Source organism: Campylobacter sp. MIT 99-7217 (genome assembly GCF_006864365.1).
Taxonomy (GTDB): Bacteria; Campylobacterota; Campylobacteria; order Campylobacterales; family Campylobacteraceae; genus Campylobacter_D.
Map to the genome: position 1 here is coordinate 40,347 of NZ_QHLJ01000002.1, position 17,254 is coordinate 57,600.

At 35.0% G+C, this 17,254-nt stretch carries 17 protein-coding genes and 1 tRNA gene; 7 read left to right on the forward strand and 11 right to left on the reverse strand.

What is annotated here, in order from left to right; translation table 11 throughout:
• Window positions 1-148: 148 nt before the first annotated feature.
• The 7 genes from acpP (at window position 149) to DMB92_RS02070 (ending at window position 7,078) form a co-directional block, all read left to right on the forward strand.
• Window positions 149-382, forward strand: coding sequence for an acyl carrier protein (acpP, locus tag DMB92_RS02040; RefSeq protein WP_142681389.1), 234 nt, complete (start codon window positions 149-151; stop codon window positions 380-382).
• A 28-nt stretch (window positions 383-410) separates the two neighbouring features.
• Window positions 411-1,625, forward strand: a complete 1,215-nt coding sequence (locus tag DMB92_RS02045; protein ID WP_142681390.1) for a beta-ketoacyl-ACP synthase II — start codon at window positions 411-413, stop codon at window positions 1,623-1,625.
• Between the two features lies 1 nt (window position 1,626).
• Window positions 1,627-2,562: an acetyl-CoA carboxylase carboxyltransferase subunit alpha gene (locus DMB92_RS02050; RefSeq protein ID WP_142681391.1), complete on the forward strand. Its 936-nt coding sequence runs from the start codon at window positions 1,627-1,629 to the stop codon at window positions 2,560-2,562.
• Between the two features lie 3 nt (window positions 2,563-2,565).
• On the forward strand, window positions 2,566-3,393 hold the full coding sequence (locus tag DMB92_RS02055) for a hypothetical protein (protein ID WP_142681392.1): 828 nt from the start codon (window positions 2,566-2,568) through the stop codon (window positions 3,391-3,393).
• Between the two features lies 1 nt (window position 3,394).
• Window positions 3,395-3,802 (forward strand): hypothetical protein, encoded by a 408-nt coding sequence (locus tag DMB92_RS02060; protein WP_142681393.1) that lies wholly within the window; start codon window positions 3,395-3,397, stop codon window positions 3,800-3,802.
• 84 nt (window positions 3,803-3,886) lie between these two features.
• Window positions 3,887-5,092, forward strand: coding sequence for an MFS transporter (locus DMB92_RS02065; RefSeq protein ID WP_142681394.1), 1,206 nt, complete (start codon window positions 3,887-3,889; stop codon window positions 5,090-5,092).
• On the forward strand, window positions 5,093-7,078 hold the full coding sequence (locus tag DMB92_RS02070) for an LTA synthase family protein (protein WP_142681395.1): 1,986 nt from the start codon (window positions 5,093-5,095) through the stop codon (window positions 7,076-7,078).
• 100 nt (window positions 7,079-7,178) lie between these two features.
• Here DMB92_RS02070 and DMB92_RS02075 read toward each other — a convergent pair whose 3' ends face one another.
• The 11 genes from DMB92_RS02075 to DMB92_RS02125 form a co-directional block, all read right to left on the reverse strand.
• On the reverse strand, window positions 7,179-7,907 hold the full coding sequence (locus DMB92_RS02075; RefSeq protein ID WP_142681396.1) for an ABC transporter ATP-binding protein: 729 nt from the start codon (window positions 7,905-7,907) through the stop codon (window positions 7,179-7,181).
• Window positions 7,904-8,869, reverse strand: coding sequence for an iron ABC transporter permease (locus DMB92_RS02080; RefSeq protein WP_142681397.1), 966 nt, complete (start codon window positions 8,867-8,869; stop codon window positions 7,904-7,906). Before DMB92_RS02080 ends, DMB92_RS02075 begins: the two co-directional genes overlap by 4 nt.
• Entirely contained in the window at window positions 8,870-10,957 is a 2,088-nt protein-coding gene (locus tag DMB92_RS02085; RefSeq protein ID WP_142681398.1) for a TonB-dependent receptor plug domain-containing protein, read from the reverse strand.
• Between the two features lie 16 nt (window positions 10,958-10,973).
• Entirely contained in the window at window positions 10,974-11,939 is a 966-nt protein-coding gene (locus DMB92_RS02090; protein WP_142681399.1) for an ABC transporter substrate-binding protein, read from the reverse strand.
• Window positions 11,940-12,198: 259 nt separating this feature from the next.
• The gene (locus tag DMB92_RS02095) at window positions 12,199-12,810 is read right to left on the reverse strand and encodes a hypothetical protein (protein ID WP_142681400.1); all 612 of its coding nucleotides are present in this window, start codon (window positions 12,808-12,810) and stop codon (window positions 12,199-12,201) included.
• 10 nt (window positions 12,811-12,820) lie between these two features.
• Entirely contained in the window at window positions 12,821-13,477 is a 657-nt protein-coding gene (locus tag DMB92_RS02100) for an aspartate/tyrosine/aromatic aminotransferase (protein WP_142681401.1), read from the reverse strand.
• A 126-nt stretch (window positions 13,478-13,603) separates the two neighbouring features.
• Window positions 13,604-13,678, reverse strand: a tRNA-Asn gene (locus DMB92_RS02105).
• Between the two features lie 67 nt (window positions 13,679-13,745).
• Window positions 13,746-14,651 (reverse strand): radical SAM protein, encoded by a 906-nt coding sequence (locus DMB92_RS02110; RefSeq protein WP_142681402.1) that lies wholly within the window; start codon window positions 14,649-14,651, stop codon window positions 13,746-13,748.
• Between the two features lie 9 nt (window positions 14,652-14,660).
• Window positions 14,661-15,683: a uroporphyrinogen decarboxylase gene (gene hemE, locus DMB92_RS02115; protein ID WP_142681403.1), complete on the reverse strand. Its 1,023-nt coding sequence runs from the start codon at window positions 15,681-15,683 to the stop codon at window positions 14,661-14,663.
• 28 nt (window positions 15,684-15,711) lie between these two features.
• Window positions 15,712-16,218 carry a YqhA family protein gene (locus DMB92_RS02120; RefSeq protein ID WP_142681404.1) on the reverse strand — a complete coding sequence of 169 codons (507 nt, stop codon included), beginning with the start codon at window positions 16,216-16,218 and terminating at the stop codon, window positions 15,712-15,714.
• A gap of 10 nt (window positions 16,219-16,228) precedes the next feature.
• Window positions 16,229-17,254: an aspartate-semialdehyde dehydrogenase gene (locus tag DMB92_RS02125; RefSeq protein WP_142681405.1), complete on the reverse strand. Its 1,026-nt coding sequence runs from the start codon at window positions 17,252-17,254 to the stop codon at window positions 16,229-16,231.

Below are 17,254 nucleotides of genomic sequence, written 5' to 3' on the forward strand. Positions count from 1 at the left end.
AAAGCTTAAATTCTAATCTAAGTTCGTTTATAAGCTACTTAAAAAAGCCTCTTATGAAAAAAATATATAAAAAAATATTTACACAAGGTTATTTTTTAAGTTTTTTATTGTAGAATATCGTTTAATTTAATTTTATCAAGGAGAAAAAATGGCAACTTTTGATGATGTAAAAGCTGTTGTTGTTGAGCAATTAAGTGTTGATGGAGATTCTGTTAAGATGGAATCTAAAATTATCGAAGATTTGGGTGCTGATTCTTTAGATGTTGTTGAGCTGATCATGGCTTTGGAAGAAAAATTTGGCGTAGAAATTCCAGATAGTGATGCTGAAAAATTAGTAAAAATAGAAGATGTGGTTAGCTATATAGAAAATCTTAAAAAATAATTTTTTAATTTTGCATTGAGGAGCTAACTTGGCAAGAGTTGTAGTTACAGGTATTGCGATGATCAATGCCTTAGGTTTAGATAAAGAAAGTTCTTTTGAAAATATTTGTAAGGGCGAAAGTGGTGTTGATAAGATCACACTTTTTGATACAAATGACTTTCCTGTGCAAATCGCTGCTGAAGTTAAAGGCTTTGATCCCCTAGAATTTATCGATCCTAAAGAGGTTAAAAAACTTGATCGCTTTATACAGCTTGGCATTAAGGCTGCAAGGGACGCGATTAAGGAAGCTAAACTTCCTGAAGACTTTGATAGAGAAGATTTTGGTATAGTTTCGGCCGCTGGTATAGGAGGCTTGCCAAATATAGAAAAAAATTCTATAACCTGCTTTGATAAAGGTGCTAGACGCATATCTGCTTTTTTTATTCCCTCTGCTCTTGTAAATATGCTAGGTGGTGTTATTTCTATCGAACATGGGCTTAAGGGTCCAAATTTAGCCTGTGTAACAGCTTGTGCAGCAGGAACTCATGCTATTGGCGAAGCTTACAAAAGCATAGCCTTAGGCGATGCAAGTAAAATGCTTGTTATCGGTGCTGAAGCAGCCATTTGCCCTGTGGGTATAGGTGGTTTTGCCGCCATGAAAGCCTTATCAACAAGAAATGATGATCCAAAAAAAGCCTCTCGTCCATTTGATAAAGAAAGAGATGGCTTTGTTATGGGCGAGGGTGCAGGTGCTTTAATACTTGAAAAATACGAAGATGCTGTAAAAAGAGGGGCTAAAATTTATGCCGAACTTGTAGGATATGGTGAAAGTGCGGATGCTAACCACATCACAGCTCCTACTCTTGAAGGTCCTTTAAGAGCTATGAAAAAAGCTCTTAAAATGGCTGGAAATATAAAGGTTGATTATATCAACGCACACGGAACTTCAACTCCAGCAAATGACAAAAACGAAACTGCTGCGATCAAAGAACTTTTTGGAAATGATATTCCTTTGATAAGCTCTACAAAGGGGCAAATTGGACATTGTTTGGGAGCTGCTGGGGCTATTGAAGCGGTGATTTGTCTTATGGCTTTAGATAAGGGTATCATTCCTCCAACTATCAATCAAATCAGTAAAGATGAAGAATGCGATCTAAATTATGTTCCAAATTCTGCACAAAAAAAAGATATAAAAGTAGCAATGAGCAACTCCTTTGGCTTTGGCGGAACAAATGGTTGTGTAATCTTTAAAAAAGTGGATTAGTATGGCTTCTTATCTGGATTTTGAAAAAAATATAGAGCAAATTGACGAGGCTATTCTTAATGCACAAATCAAAGGCGATAGCGATGCTGTAGCTATCCTAAAAAAAAATCTTGAAAAAGAGATTTCTAAAACTTATAAAAATTTAAGTGATTTTCAACGCTTACAACTTGCAAGACACCCAGATCGTCCTTACGCACTTGATTATATACAAAGTATTTTAAGTGATGCTCATGAAATTCACGGAGATAGAACCTTTAGAGATGATCCTGCCATTGTTTGCTTTGCTGGGTATTTAGGTGGTAAAAAACTCATCGTCATAGGCGAACAAAAGGGCAGAGGAACAAAAGAAAAGCTTGCTAGAAACTTTGGTATGCCTCACCCTGAGGGATATAGAAAAGCTTTAAGAGTGGCAAAACTTGCCGAGAAATTTCAAATTCCTATTTTATTTTTGGTTGATACTCCGGGTGCTTATCCGGGTATTGGTGCTGAAGAAAGAGGACAAAGCGAGGCTATTGCTACAAATTTATACGAACTTAGTGATTTAAAAACCATTACTATAGCTGTAGTTATAGGAGAAGGTGGAAGTGGTGGAGCTTTGGCTGTTGGCGTGGCTGACAAGCTAGCGATGATGAAAAACTCCGTTTTTTCCGTGATTTCTCCTGAGGGCTGCGCTGCTATACTTTGGAATGATCCTAGCAAGAGCGAGCAAGCTGCAAAAGCTTTGAAAATAACAGCAAATGATCTTAAGAGTCAAGGCTTAATCGATGATGTGATTGATGAGCCTGTTAATGGGGCTCATAGAAATAAAGATAAGGCTGCTGCAAATATCGCAAACTATGTTTCTCAAGCCTTAGAAGAACTTGAAAATATAGACAAAAGAGAACTTGTCGCTATGAGAGTTCAAAAAATACTAAAACTAGGAGCTTTTAAAGGGTAATTTATGTTTGTTTTTTTACCTATTGGTATCTTTCTTGTCCTTGTAGCTATGAGTATTGCTTTTGGCTTACTTCGCTTCTTTAGCACACCTTTTATGCCACTTATCCGCCCTTGGATACAATTTTCCTTTTTATGCGTTTTTGCCCTTGCTATATCTTGGGTGATCGAGCTTGTCATAGGTGTCGAATTTTATAGCTTACTCATTTTAGCTTCTTTTATCATCGTTGTTTATTTTAAAGATGATGAGATCAATGGACAAAATATCCTTATACCCCTTTATATATTTTTGTTTTATAAAAGCTTAAAGGACTTTGGGCTTGATTTGATCGCTGACTTCCCTACAAATGAGAAAGAATTTGAACAATTTATCGCTTTCGTGCCTGAGTTTAAAAGCTTTGAAGATTACGAAAGGCTTATACCTTTGACTCTAAGTTTTGTGGGCGTTTGTAGCTTTTTTATGTGCAAAAGATTTCCTTATTTGCCAAAAGACTTGTTTGCTTTAATCTTTTTTGGTGGTGTGATGTCCTTTTATATCAATGGATTTTTTAAGCCTTTGGCGAAAAATATCACCTCAACTTTTGAAATTTACGCCTTTTATATACTCTCAGGCTTAAGTGTTTTAATCTGCGTTGCTGGTGTGTTTTATACCTTGTATTGCATTTTTAAAGATAATCACCTTAAATTACAATCATACACTGATGAATACGGGCGTATGCAAATTTATGAAGATCAAGAAAAAAGTGAGGCAAGACATGGCGGTGTTTTAGCTGGTGCTTTGTTTTTGGGTATTTTATATATTATTTCGCAGTTTATTTATCACTATGCTGGCTAAAATGCCTCAAAAAATACTTGATTATATACAAAAAATGCGTCTTTTATCATGGGCTATGCAAGATGAAAACGGCGTTTATATCGCTAATGCCTTTTATGCTTTTGATGAAGAAAATTTTGCCTTTATCATAGCTTCACACGAAAATACTAAGCACATTCATCTTGCAAGGCTTAATCCAAACATAGCCATAAATATCGCCGAAGATAGTTTTATAGCTACACTTAAGGGCTTGCAAATCAAAGCTAGCTTTAAAGAAGCAAATTTAAAGCAAACTAAGATATATCATCAAAAATTTCCTTTTGCAAAACTTGGCAATGCAAAATGCTTTTCTTTAGAAATGCTTTATGCTAAAATGACTGATAACACAAGCCTTAAAGCAAAACTTCAGTGGCAAAAAGACCATTTTTAAATTCTAAAATCATATTAATTTTTACATTAAATTAAGGCTAAGAATTTATAATTTCGCTTTGAAATTGTTATCATAGAGGAAAAAATGCAAGATTATAAAAAAGCTATTTTCGCCCTAGCCTTAAGCTCCTTTGCCTTGGGCGTTACTGAATTTGTAATGGCTGGGGTTTTAGTTGATGTGCAAGATTATTTTCATATCGATGCAAAAACTGCAGGCTGGCTCACAACTCTTTATGCCATAGGCGTGGTCATTGGTGCGCCACTTGTTACCATACCTTTAAGTCGCTTTTATCGCCATACTCAGCTTTTGATCAACCTAGGAATCTTTGCACTTGTGAATTTAGTGATATTTTTTAGCACAAATTTTTATCTTACAGCCTTTATGCGTTTTATAGCAGGTACTCAGCATGGGGTATTTTTTGTGATCGCCACACTTGCAGTTACCGCCATAGCACCAAGTGATAAACGCTCAAGTGCTTTGGCTGTTATGGTTACGGGATTAACTGTGGCTTTGGTTACCGGAGTTCCTTTGGGGACTTTTATCGGGCATTTTTTTGGCTTTAAATTTATCTTTTTGCTCATCTTTATCATCACTCTATTAGCCTTTATAGGGGTTTTAAGAATGATGCCAAAAAATTTAAACTCTATTCAAACCAGCCTTAAAAGTTTGATTCCAGCCTTTTCTCATAAGAATTTAGTTAAAACCTATGTGATCACGATTTGTTCATGTGGATCTCAGTTTGTCCTTTATACTTATATCCAAAAACTCTTGGTTGAAATCAGTGGCTTTAGAGTGCAAGATACTGCTTATATCTTACTTGCTTATGGAATTTGTGCTATTTTTGGGAATTTATGGGGTGGAAAAATGGCAGATAAATTTGGTGCTGTTTTTTCTTTAAGAGTGATTTTACTACTTTTAATGCTTTCTTTTTTAAGCGTTGAGCCGGCTATGTATTCTAAGATAGGTATTGTTATAAGCATTTGTTTGATAGGCTTTTTTGCCTTTTCTACTATACCCTCACTTAAAATGCTAAGTATCGCAAAAGCCAAAAGACATAGTCATAAATTTATAGATAGCACCGTAAGTGTCAATGAGGCTGCCTTTAATGTAGGCATAGCACTTGCTTCATGGCTTGGAGGACTTGTTTTAATGAACTTTGGAGTGCAGTTTAATGCCCTTTTTTCAGCTCTTTTTGTGCTTCCAGCTTTGATTTTTGCTTTTATCTTTGCTAAGGATAAACTTAACTACACTAAATTTAGCTCTTCAAAGCTCAAGTCAAAAAGGACTTAGATGAGGAAAATTTTACTTCAAATTCTAGTTTTCAGCCTTGTTTTTATAGCACTTTTTGCCCTGCAAAGAGCCTTTATGATAGGCTTTGCTCAAAATGAGCTTTTAAATACAAAAGATCTTATCAAAATGTCTCTAGCTGGTGCTTTTCATGATATAAGACTTTGTGCAAGTGGCTTTTTGCCTTTGCTTTTGATTTATTTTATACTTTTATTTTTAAAGCCTTTTGAAACAAAAATAAGATATCAAAGTAGGATAATCACTCATTTTTATCTTTACGCAAGCTCTTTTTATATAGGGCTTTTTGCCTTTTTAAATATACTTTTTTGCTTTATTAATTATTATTATTTTGCCTTGTATCAAAACAAGATTGATATTTTTATCTTTGGGCTTAAAGATGATGATACAAGCACCTTGCTTAAGATCATTTGGAGTGATTATCCTATTTTGCTTTTACTTTTTCTTGCCCTTATTTTTAGCCTTTTTTGTGCATGGCTTAATCATAAAATTTTAAGGCTTGATTTAAAGCCCTTAAGGCTTAAATTTTCTTTTTTGATCCTTTTTAACCTAGGCTTAATAGCCCTTTATATCATAGCGTTAAGAGGTCCTTACAAGCATGTTTCAATGAATGCTTTTAATTATAAATTCCACCAAATCCCACTTATCAACGAAATCGCTGTTAATCCCATATTAGCTTTTTCATGGGCATTAAAGCAGTATAAAAATGATGAAAAGATAAATTTTATCAGCGATGAGGAAGGGGCTAACTTACAAAAAGAGCTTTTTCCTCTTTATCAAACAAGCCCTAAAAACGAACTTGCCCTAAGGCTTAAACCTCATGTGGTGCTAAATATAATGGAAAGCTTTGGTTTAGCAGCCTTAGACTTTCAAAATGAGGTGAATTTGCTAGGCGAGCTTGAAAAGCATTTTGAGCAAGATTTTTTATTTACACGCTTTTTATCGAGCGAAAACGGCACTATGCCCTCATTTTCAAGACTTCTTTTTCTAAGTCCTAAGGCACAAATTGCAAGCTCAAGGTATCAAAATTTAAGACTTAAGGATACGCCTTTGCAAATTTATAAAAATGCTGGTTATAAGCTTGTTTTTGTTTATGCTGGAAATGAGGCTTGGCAAAATGTGGGCAATTTTTTAAAAGCCCAAGGCGTTGATGAGATCATCGATGAGGTGGTTTTGATGAGTGAATACGAGGGCGCAAAAGAAAGTGCAAATGGATACGGCGTAGCCGATGAGTATATGTATAAGAAAATTTATGAGCTTTTAAAAAATAGCGAGGAAAGGCTTTTTATCATCGCTCTTAGCATTTCAAATCACCCACCTTATAACAAAACCCCTTATGCTCTGCTTGATGAAAAAGCTGTGCCAAAGGCTTTGCTTGAAAGGACTTACTCACCCAAAACAAACAATGCTTTAGAAATTTTACAAGCCTTTGCATACGCAAATAATGAATTTGGCAAGTTTTTAAGCTTGATAAAAAAAGATGAAAAACTAGCCTCAAACACTATCATAGCAGCTACAGGAGATCACCGCCAAAGAGAGCTTAAGACGGATTTTAACACGCAAAAAGCCCTAACTTACTCTGTGCCTTTTTATCTTTATATCCCAAAGGCTTTGCAAAAGGATCTTTACTATGATAAAACTCGTATCGGCTCTCACAAAGATATCTTTGCAACCTTATATGCTTTAAGCTTAAGCGAGGTTAAGTTTTTAAGTCTTGGAGGTAAAAATATGCTAGCAAAACCACAAAATGAAAGGCTTGAATTTGGCTTTAATAGTGATTTGTTCATCACTCAAAAAGGAATTTATTTAAAAGATAGCAAACAGGGCTTTTTCTACAGGGATAAAGAAAGTTTAAATGATGAAAACAAAGCTTTTGAAGCTGATTTATATCATCAAAACTTTTATGAAAATTATCAACGCTTAGATGAATATCAATTTAGCAGCCGTTTGAAAGAAGCTTTGAAAGAATAATTCAGCCTTTAGTCTAGGGCTTATTTTTATAAAAAAGCCTTTCAGCCCAAATTTAAGCAAGGGCTATTTAAAGACTCTTTAAAGATCTTTTAAACACTCTTTAAAGCCAATGCTCAAAAAACTCCTCCCTAACCTCAAAGCTCTTTGAAAGCTGGGTTTTATTTAAAAGCTCAGCTCCTGCTAGGGCGTGGGTGTTTTTTTCTAAGATAAGCACCTTAGAGGCTAGCTTTTTGGCATTTTGAGGATAATGGGTATTAAAGATTATGGCCCTACCCTCAGCTTGCAAGGCTTTTAAATTTTCTAAGATGCAAAGCTGATTTTTAAAGTCTAAATGACTTTCTATTTCATCAAGTATGATTAGGCTTGGCTCATTTACTAAAGCCCTTGCAAAAAGCACCATACCAAGCTCGCCCCCGCTTAAACTATCGCAGGTTCTGTTTTTTAAATGCTCTAAATTTAGCCTTTCTATCATCATACTAGCCTTTTTATAATGCTCTTTTTTAGGCTCTAAAAAAATTTGAGTATTAAGCCCTAAGACAACCATATCCAAAACACTCAAAGAAAAGCCGTGATTTTTAGCCTGAGCCACATAAGAAAGCTTGGAAAAAAGCTCCCTTTGACTAAGGCTAGTGATATTTTTACCATCTATAAAGCAAGCCCCTGTTTTTAGGGGTAAAAAGCCCATTAGACATTGCAAAAGCGTGGTTTTGCCAACCCCATTTTGTCCTAGTATGGCTAGGATTTCCCCTCCTTTGACGCTTAAGCTTAGCCCCTCAAAAAGCATTCTTTTACCCCTTGCAAAAGAGCCTTGCCTTAGCTCAAAAATCATATTCTCATTCCCTTTGCCTTGTAAAGTATGGCTATGAAAAAAGGCGCTCCAACCACAGCACTAAGTATAGAAATAGGAAGTTCTTGCTGGGCTAAGCTTCTACTTAGCGTATCTATTATGAGCATAAAAATAGCACCTATAAAAAGGCTCGTTGCAATGACCTTGGCTGTGTTAAAACCAGCTATCATTCTAGCTATATGAGGCACTATAAGTCCTATCCAGCCTATGATTCCACAGATACTAACCACACAAGCAACAATAAGAGTGCTAGCAAAGATAAGCCCTAATCTTAAGGCCTTAATATTAAGCCCTAGGCTCCTTGCTTCTATATCCTCAAGCATTAAAATATTGTGTTTAAAGCGGTAAATCACAATGATGATAGAGCCTATTATCATACCTAAGCTACAAATGATCATTTGCTTTAAATTTCCAACTTGCAAAGAGCCAAGTAGCCAATAAGTAATCACAGGCAAGGTATCTTGGGGATCTGCTATGTATTTTAGCAAGGAAATAAAGCTTTGAAAAAGAGCTGAGATGATGACGCCTGATAAGATAATCATGATTTTATTATGAGAATCTTTAGCAATTAAAAGCACCAAAGCAAGGCTAAGTAGGCCAAAGCTAAAGCTAAAAGCAGTTAATAAATAAATATTAAGCCCAAGAAGCAAGGCTAATACAGCTCCAAAAGCTGCCCCACTAGCAACGCCTAAGATATCAGGGGAGGCTAGAGGATTTCTAAAAATAGCCTGAAAGCTAGCCCCTGCCACGCTTAAGCTAGCTCCTACTATGAGGGCTAAAATAACACGAGGCAAGCGAAGTTCAAGCAAGATAAAGGCTTCCCTGCCCTCAGTTTTACCAAGTAAGATATCAAAAATTTGAAGATAACTTAGCTCAAAACGACCAATTCCAAGTATGATCAAGGATAAAATGATAATAAAAATTAAGGCAAATAAAATTTTCATCTAGTAATTATATCCGTATTTGATGAAAAAATTACGCCCCGGCTCTAGCAAGGGATTAGTCTTAGACTTAGCAAATTTTATATCTTCTTGAGTTACCGGATTTCTTGCAAGTTTATCAAAGATATTTTCTACACCAAAGATAAGCTGCATATTTTTAGCTTCTTTATTAAAAAAGCCTAAATTTAAGCCAAGATATAGATCGCTCAAGGCATAGGACTTACTCTTTCTTTCAACTGCCCTATCTACGCGAGTTTTACCCTTATAAGCTCTTTCTTGAAATTTAACATAACCCCAAGGCATATCATAAGCAAGACTTAATCTTCCATAAAGAGGTGCGATTTGAGAAAGAGGCTTATCATTTGTTTTATCTTGAGCATAGGTATAAGTAGCATTATAAGCATAAGTAAAGCCCATAAATTTATGCTCTCCTTGAAGTTCAACCCCGCGGATCATAGCCTTGCCAATATTAATATAAGAATAATTCCAACCATTTGGATACTGCGGATCATTTAAGGTTTCACTTGGAGTAATCAGCATATCTTTATAATCTGTTTGATAAAAATTTAAACTAGAAAAATTATACTCATCTTCGAAACGAATACCAGCCTCATAACTTCTTGCTGTTTCGTTTTTTAAATTTGGATTAGGTAAAAGAACCTTACCCGTTGCTGTTGTAGAACTTGTCGAATAATGAGCTGCTTCAGGACTTTTGAAATTTTGTGAGATATTTGCCACCAAAGATATAGGCTCAGCTATAAAATACACAAAACCTAAGCTTCCTGTAAGAGCATTATTACTTATCGTTCCAAGCTCATCAAGAGCCTTGCTTCTAGCTGGCGTTTCATTTTGTGCGTTTTTCTTGCCTATTTTTGTGATGATAAAATCATCTCTTAAACTTGCATTGATAAAAAAGCTCTCACTAAGCTTTAAATCATCTTTAACAAAGGCTGAAAGCGTGTGTTGTTGGGATTTTCTACCTGCGATAGTTTCTCTTTGTGTATAAAGATTTTTAGCCTTAGCCTGGGTTGGAGATATGGCACTAAGGCTTTCTAATCCATAAGATAGAGTATTTGTTTCAAAGATATTTTGAAGGGCTAATCTTGCACCAAAGAAATTATTATTATAAACTTGATTATTTGTGTAAGTGCTTGCATTACGGGTAAATAAGTCCGTATTATACCGTCTGTAATATACAAAATAATCAAGTTTATCCACAAAGCCCAAATCATAAGCTTCAAGCCCAAGACGAAGATAGCTTTCTATATTTGGATCTCTTCTTCTTTCAAAGCCAAAATCACTCCCAGCTCCTGCAAACTGACCTCCAGCATCCCCGTCAACTGAGCGTTGAAAGCGACCTTGGCTGTAAAATCTTATATCATTGTCATTTGTGTAACCAAGATTAAAATCAAAGCCATAAGAGTGAAAATCAGATCCCTTAGCAGGTCCTAAAGGTGTGCGAAAACTTTCCCCTGTGCGTCCATGAAGTCCAAACAAGGCATCAAAGCCATCTCCTCCTCCTAGAATCTCAAGCCGTCCAGCACTACCCTTATTTACAGAGCTAAATTCCAAGGCTCTTATCCTTGTATCAAGACTAAAGGGTTTGTTGATATCTCCTGTGTAGCGTCTTGACTTAAAATTAACTACCCCATTTATAGCATGAGAGCCATACAAAGATGAGGCTGAACCCCTTATGATCTCTACGCTATCTATAGAATTTGGGTCAATTAAGTTAAGTTCCAGAGTATTTCGTCCGGTTATGCGAACTCCATCAAGAGCTATGATAGAGCGAGAAAGCTGAGAACTCATACCACGTACTGAAATTTGCCCATTTATGCTTCCTTGTCTTACAAAAACTATACTTGGAGCTTTTTCTAAGGCACTTTGCATAGCACCTGTACCACCACTTTGCAAAAGCTCTTCACTCTTAATAACACTTATACTTTTAGAATTTTCTTTCAAGGGTGTTTCAAAAGCCTTGGATCTATCTGCTGATATAAAGCTAGCTTCCAATCTTTTAGTAGAATTAATATCCTCATTTGCTCCAAAAGCACAAAGGCTAAGTAAGGCAATAAAACTTAATTTTCTCATATCTATCCTTTATATTTTATTTCATAAGTCCAGCTTCTTTGCTGGGATTAAAAATCTTTTCAAGCTGAGCCTCGTTTAAATCAAGATTTAAATTTTGCTTAAAATGTCTTTTATATTCAGCTTTTATGTCAAGATCTTCAAAAAGATCTGGGTGATTTTTCAAAGCCATAAATTTCAAAAGCACAGCTAGGTCTAAATTTGGAGCAAAGGAGCGATAAGTTGCCAAAGGCAATTTATACACCTTTTTATCCGCAACCGCCTTTAAACCCTGCCATTTAGAAGAAACAAATAAATCCTCAGGTAAAGCCGTGGTAAAATTAGTGATATAAATAATTTCAGGATCAAGTGCGTAAAGTTCTTCTAAATTTATGGCTGAAGCATTTACACCCTTAAATAAATTCACAGCACCGCTTTTTTCTAAAAGATAATTTGCAAAAAGTCCGCCTAAAACCAGCCTTTCTTTTTCATAGCTAAAGATAATGATAGCCCTTGTTTTAGGCTGGTTTTTTGTTTTTGAGGCTATGAAATCCTCGCTTTTGCTTATATCAGCCAGGATTTTTTCCTCCTTTTCTTTTACATTAAAATACTTGCCTAAGTTTTTAAACCAATAAGCTAAAACTGATTTAGAATTATAATTATCCGCATCAAAACCAAGCTCAAGTACTTCAAGTCCAGCTCTTTTAAGCTCAGCACAAAGCTTAGGCTTAGTACTTGGACAAATATATAAATCAGCTCCTAGCTTTAAAAGCTCCTCAGCACTTGGTTCATTAGAGTGTAAAGCCCTTAAGTTTTCAGGGTAAAAAAAGGCGGCTAGGGAGTTTTTATAAGCATTCATCGAAGCACTTGGCATAAAAACTATCCTCGCATCACTTACAAAAGCAGTTAATGCCGGTAAGGGCAATGGGGCTACAATAGCCACGCTTAAAGGATTTTTAGCCAAAGCAAAGCTTACAAGAAAGAGTAAAAAGAGTATTTTTTTCATTAATTTGCCTTGATGTAATATTTTAAAAAATTGAAATCATACTTTAAGTATCCTTAATTTTTAATTAAATAAATTTTAATAATTATTATTTTTTATTAAAGATAAAATGATATTATCATAGCTTATTTTATATACTTAAATTCTCTCAACAAGCTATAAATTTTAGAAAATAAATTTATAAATTTGCACCATAAATATTTAAATTCACTATGAATATATAGTTTTCATATAACTTCAAAAAATAAAAAATATTTTTAAATCAATTTTTTATATCAAACTCGATAAAAGACATAAAATGATCAAAAAATGGTTCAGTTATTGGCATAAAGCCTTGACCTAGATGAAAGTCAGGATCAAGTGCGCTAAAATAAATATTGCCCTTAAAATGATGCATATCCTTGCAAAGAATAGAAAAACCAAGCTCATCAACTATAATCTTTTGAGTCTTATCATCATGTTTAAAAACTCCATGATAATGCCATTTGCATTGTTCGAGTTTTAAAAATTTCCAAAAACAATCCTGCTTATTAAACTCATAAATAGCCAAATCAGCTCCCGGCAAAATCCACCACCAAAAATTTACAGCCCTTGACTCGTAACTAATAAAATCAAAAAATCCCTTGCAAAGATCATGAAAAAACACAACATGACCTCCATTTTCAAGATAAGTATAAATTTTTTCCTTATTTGCAAGCATAAATTTAGAATGTAGCCGAGAAGCAAAAACAATATATTCGAATTCCTCTAAATTTTCTTTTTCAAGATCAGGTAAATAAATTTTTTTATCAAAAAAATCCTTATACTTGCCATTTTTATTGCTAAAAAAATTTTGATGATGTGATGAACCTGATGTTATGATCGCTTTTTTCATCTTTATCCTTTCAAACTTTTGCTTTAAGCTCGTTTTCAAGCCAAAGCAAGGTATTAAGTGGCATTCTTTTAGAGCTATCATGATCATACAAAGAATATGCGAAAAAATCAGCTCCAGCAGTATTTAAAATGATCCCCTTACTAGAGCTTCTATCAATATAAGCCACACATTTGCCATCGCTATCTGTGAGGATAATCTCAGCTTTTTGAGGGGGATTTAAAAAACCTCTGCTAAAAAAGCCTTTTACTCCTCGCCTATAATTTATATCATACTCTCTAACGCCGTCACATATAATGTGTTTACTAAGCTTAATCTCTCTTACACGAATAGGTGTCATACTTTGTTCATATAAAGATAAATTTGGTAAATACTCGCAAAAACTTGCAACAAAATTAAGAACTATTCCGCCTTGCTCAAGATAAGAAAAAAGAAGTTCCTTGTGTCTGAAAAGCCAAATTTGATCCACACTCATGGGCAAAATCAATGCACAAAAATTATCCAAAGCCCCTTCTTTAAATTCCTCATACAAATCAATCCTCTTTAAAACACCCTGATAAAGTTCCTGTGCATAACTATTGTGCTTATTAAACTCCCAAGAATCAACAAAACCAACCCCACCTTTTTGTTTAAGAAAATCAAAATTTAAATTTGTGTAATCCTTATACATCATAAAACCTCAATATAAATTTTAATAATTATAACCAAAAAAATATTAAATAAATTTTTAAAGATATCTCTACGAAGCAAAAAAATAAAAAATAACGGAGGTAAAACGAGAATTTTTTAAAGATAGTGGCTCCGGATGTAGGATTCGAACCTACGACCAATCGGTTAACAGCCGACTACTCTACCGCTGAGCTAATCCGGAATAAATAAAGTGTGATTATATAGAAAAAAGTTTTACTTGTCAAGGCTTTTTTTAAAAAAATGTATTTTTAAGACTTATAAAATTTAACCCCTCCAAGGCTAAGTTCTTTAATCTTTTTAGCCTCAAGCAATTCTTTTAAATTCTGCCTTGAAAGAGCTGAAAATTTAGCCTCTATGTCAAGTTCGCTTTGAGCTCTTAAATGAAGCATTTTTAAAAGCTCATCTTTACTAAAATCAAGCTTTTTGCCCTCAAAATGCCTACTTGGCAAAAGCACAGGCACGCTAGTTATAAGCTTACTTAAGCTTTCTAGCCTTTCTTTGCTAACAGGCTTTACAGGATAAGCAGGAGGGCGGTCAAGGCTTGATATATCAAGTCTTAGGGGTCTTATCTTATAAAAGGCTTCATTTAGGGCTAAAAAATCCTCCTCATTATCGTTAATATCCTTTATAATCAAGCTTTCCATGATAAGATCTCCCTTAAAGAGCTTGCTAAATTCAGCCATTTTTTCTATCATCTTTTTTAAATTTATGCTTTTTAAGGCTCTGTCTATTCGAAAAAAGCTTTTTTCAAGAGCGCTATCAAGGCTAAGCTTAACTATGTCAAGCTCTAGCAAAGCTTCAAATTTAGCCTCATCTAAAACAGCTGTGCCATTACTTAGGATAAGAAGTTTTTTATCTTTTTTTATCTTTTTAAGCTCTATAATGAGCTCTTTTAAATAAGGATAAAGGCTTGGCTCTCCATTAGCTGTAAGGGTTAGTATGTCAAAATCAAGCTTACTTTCAAGCACCTTTTTAACCTCTTCAAAGATAAGCTCAAAGCTTACTGGCTCATCATTTTTGCTTACTGGCTTTGCAGGGCTTAATTCACAATAAACACAGTCATAATTACAAAGCTTTTTATTTGGGCTTAAATCTATGCCTAAAGAGCGTCCAAAACGCCTAGAATTTATAGGTCCAAAAATGATCTTTGACAAAGCCTATCCTTACAGGGCTGAAAGCTCTTGCACCCTTTTGATGAAAAATTTAGCATTTTCAACAGGAATATCAGGCAAGATCCCATGACCTAGGTTGAAAATATGAGCCCTGCCTCTCATAATGCTTAAAATTTCTTTTATGCCCTCTTCTATCGCCTTTTTATCATATAAACGGCAAGGCTCTAAATTGCCCTGCAAGACAAAACGAGAGCTTAATTTATCCCTTGCAAGTTCTAAGGGCGTGCTCCAATCCACCCCAAAAACATCAAAATCCCCATTAATTTTGTCTAAATACCCGCTAATTGCCCTTGGAAAGACTATCAAAGGAATGTGAGGGTATTTTTCCTTGATATAAGAGCAAAGCTCTTTAGTATAAGAAAAAGAAAAGTCAAAAAAGGCCTTTTCTTCTAAGGCACTTGCCCAGCTATCAAAGATTTGAAGAGCATTTGCCCCTGCTTTGATTTGCTCTTCTAAATAAAGCTTTAAAGCCTGAGTGAGTGTGCTTAAAATTTGATGCAAAAGCTCAGGATTTTGATAAAGCATTTTCTTGCTCTTAGCATAGCTTTTAGATCCAGCTCCTTCTATCATGTAAGTAGCTATGGTCCAAGCGGAGCCACAAAAGCCTATCAAAGCCTTTTCTTTGGGAAGTTTTTCTCTAGTAAGCTTTAAGGCATCATAAACATAACTTAACTTTTTTACAGCCTTCAAAGGATCAAGTGCTTTTAAATCCTCTAAATTTGAAAGAGGCTTAGAAAAAACAGGACCCTCACCTGCTTTAAAGCATAAATGCATACCCATTTCCAAAGGCACAACCAAGATATCAGAAAAAATAATTGCTGCATCAACACCTAAAATTTCAACAGGCTGCAAGCTTACCTCACTAGCCTTTTTATAATCCTTACAAAGTGCTAAAAAGCTTCCAGCTTCTTTTCTAACAGCCATATATTCGCTTAAATACCGCCCAGCTTGACGCATCATCCAAACAGGGGTATAAGGAACCTTTTTTTTAAAACAAGCATCGATGAAAATCATTTTTCTTCCTTAATCATAAACAAATATATCAATGTCCGCCCTTGTGCAAAAAGTAAAGTCCTACACAAAGTGCTAAAATCGAAGCAGCTAAATACCCCATATCAAGCATGCTATCAAGTTTCATTTGAAGCACTCTTTGGAAAAAATTTACCACCAAAACCATGATGATGACCTTAGCAAGTTTATCTTTGAGTTGATCAAGACTATGAACTTCAAGTACTTTTGATTGCTTACTTTGCTTAAATTCCTCAATTTCGCTGATAAAAAGCTCATAAATCCCAAAAGAAAAGATAAAAAGCACTAAAGCCATAAGATATAAATCCACAGCTCCAATGATTTGTCCCACTACATCTTCATGCAGATCAATACCTGAACCAGGAACAACAAAATACTCAAAGGTGCCGATGATAACCTTGATCACATCATAACTTGCGATAAAAAATAACACAAAAGCACCAACAAGTCCAAAAATTACCGGTAAAATCGTAACAATACGACTCTTTATCAACAAAGATTCAAAAAATTTCTCTAACATCAATCCTTCCTTATTTAAGCTCAAGCCATTTTTGAGCGATTCTTACTGCATTTGTAGCAGCACCGACACGAATTTGATCAGCCACACACCAAAGATGTAGGATATTTTTATGATTGATATCACTTCTTATCCTACCAACATAAGTTTCATTTGTATCGCTTGTGAAAAGTGGCATAGGGTATTTTTTATTTTCTGGTTCATCGATCACCACGACACTTGGAGCATTTTTTAGAATTTCTCTTGCCTTTTGAACACTTACTTCTTTTTCAAAATGCATTGAAATGGCTTCGCTGTGGCTTCTAAGAACAGGAACGCGAACGCAAGTTGCCGAAATATCAAGACTTTTATGCAAAATCTTTTGGGTTTCATTGACCATTTTAAGCTCTTCTTTAGTGTAGCCATTATCGGTAAAAACATCAATTTGCGGGATCAAATTTAAGGCTAGAGTATAAGGAAAGGTGTTTGCCTTAAATTCATCAAGCTTAAACTCAAAAAAGCTTTGCATAGCCTTAACGAGCTCTTCCATACCCTCTTTTCCAGCCCCACTTGCTGCTTGATAAGTGCTTACATCAACTCTTTTAAGATTAAAAGCGTCATTTAAAGGCTTTAAAACATGCACCATTTGGATAGTCGAGCAGTTTGGATTAGCAATGATTCCGGTGTTTTTCCAAAGCTTGATATCCTCGGGATTGCACTCAGGAACGACTAAAGGCACATCTTTGTCCATTCTAAAATGGCTCGTATTATCGATCACTACAGCACCTGCTTGCGTGGCAAATTTGGCGTATTTTGCTGAGATACTTCCACCCGCACTAAAAAAAGCTATATCTACAGGATTTTTCTTAAAAACTTCTTCGGTAAGCTCTTGAACAACGAAGCTTTTTCCCCTAAATTCAACCTTTTCTCCAGCGCTTTTTGCACTCGCTAAGGGTAAAATGCTTTCAACCGGAAAATCAAGCTCATCTAAGACATTTAAAAGCTCTTCGCCCACTGCACCTGTTGCACCTATAATAGCGATTTTTTGTTTTTTCGACAC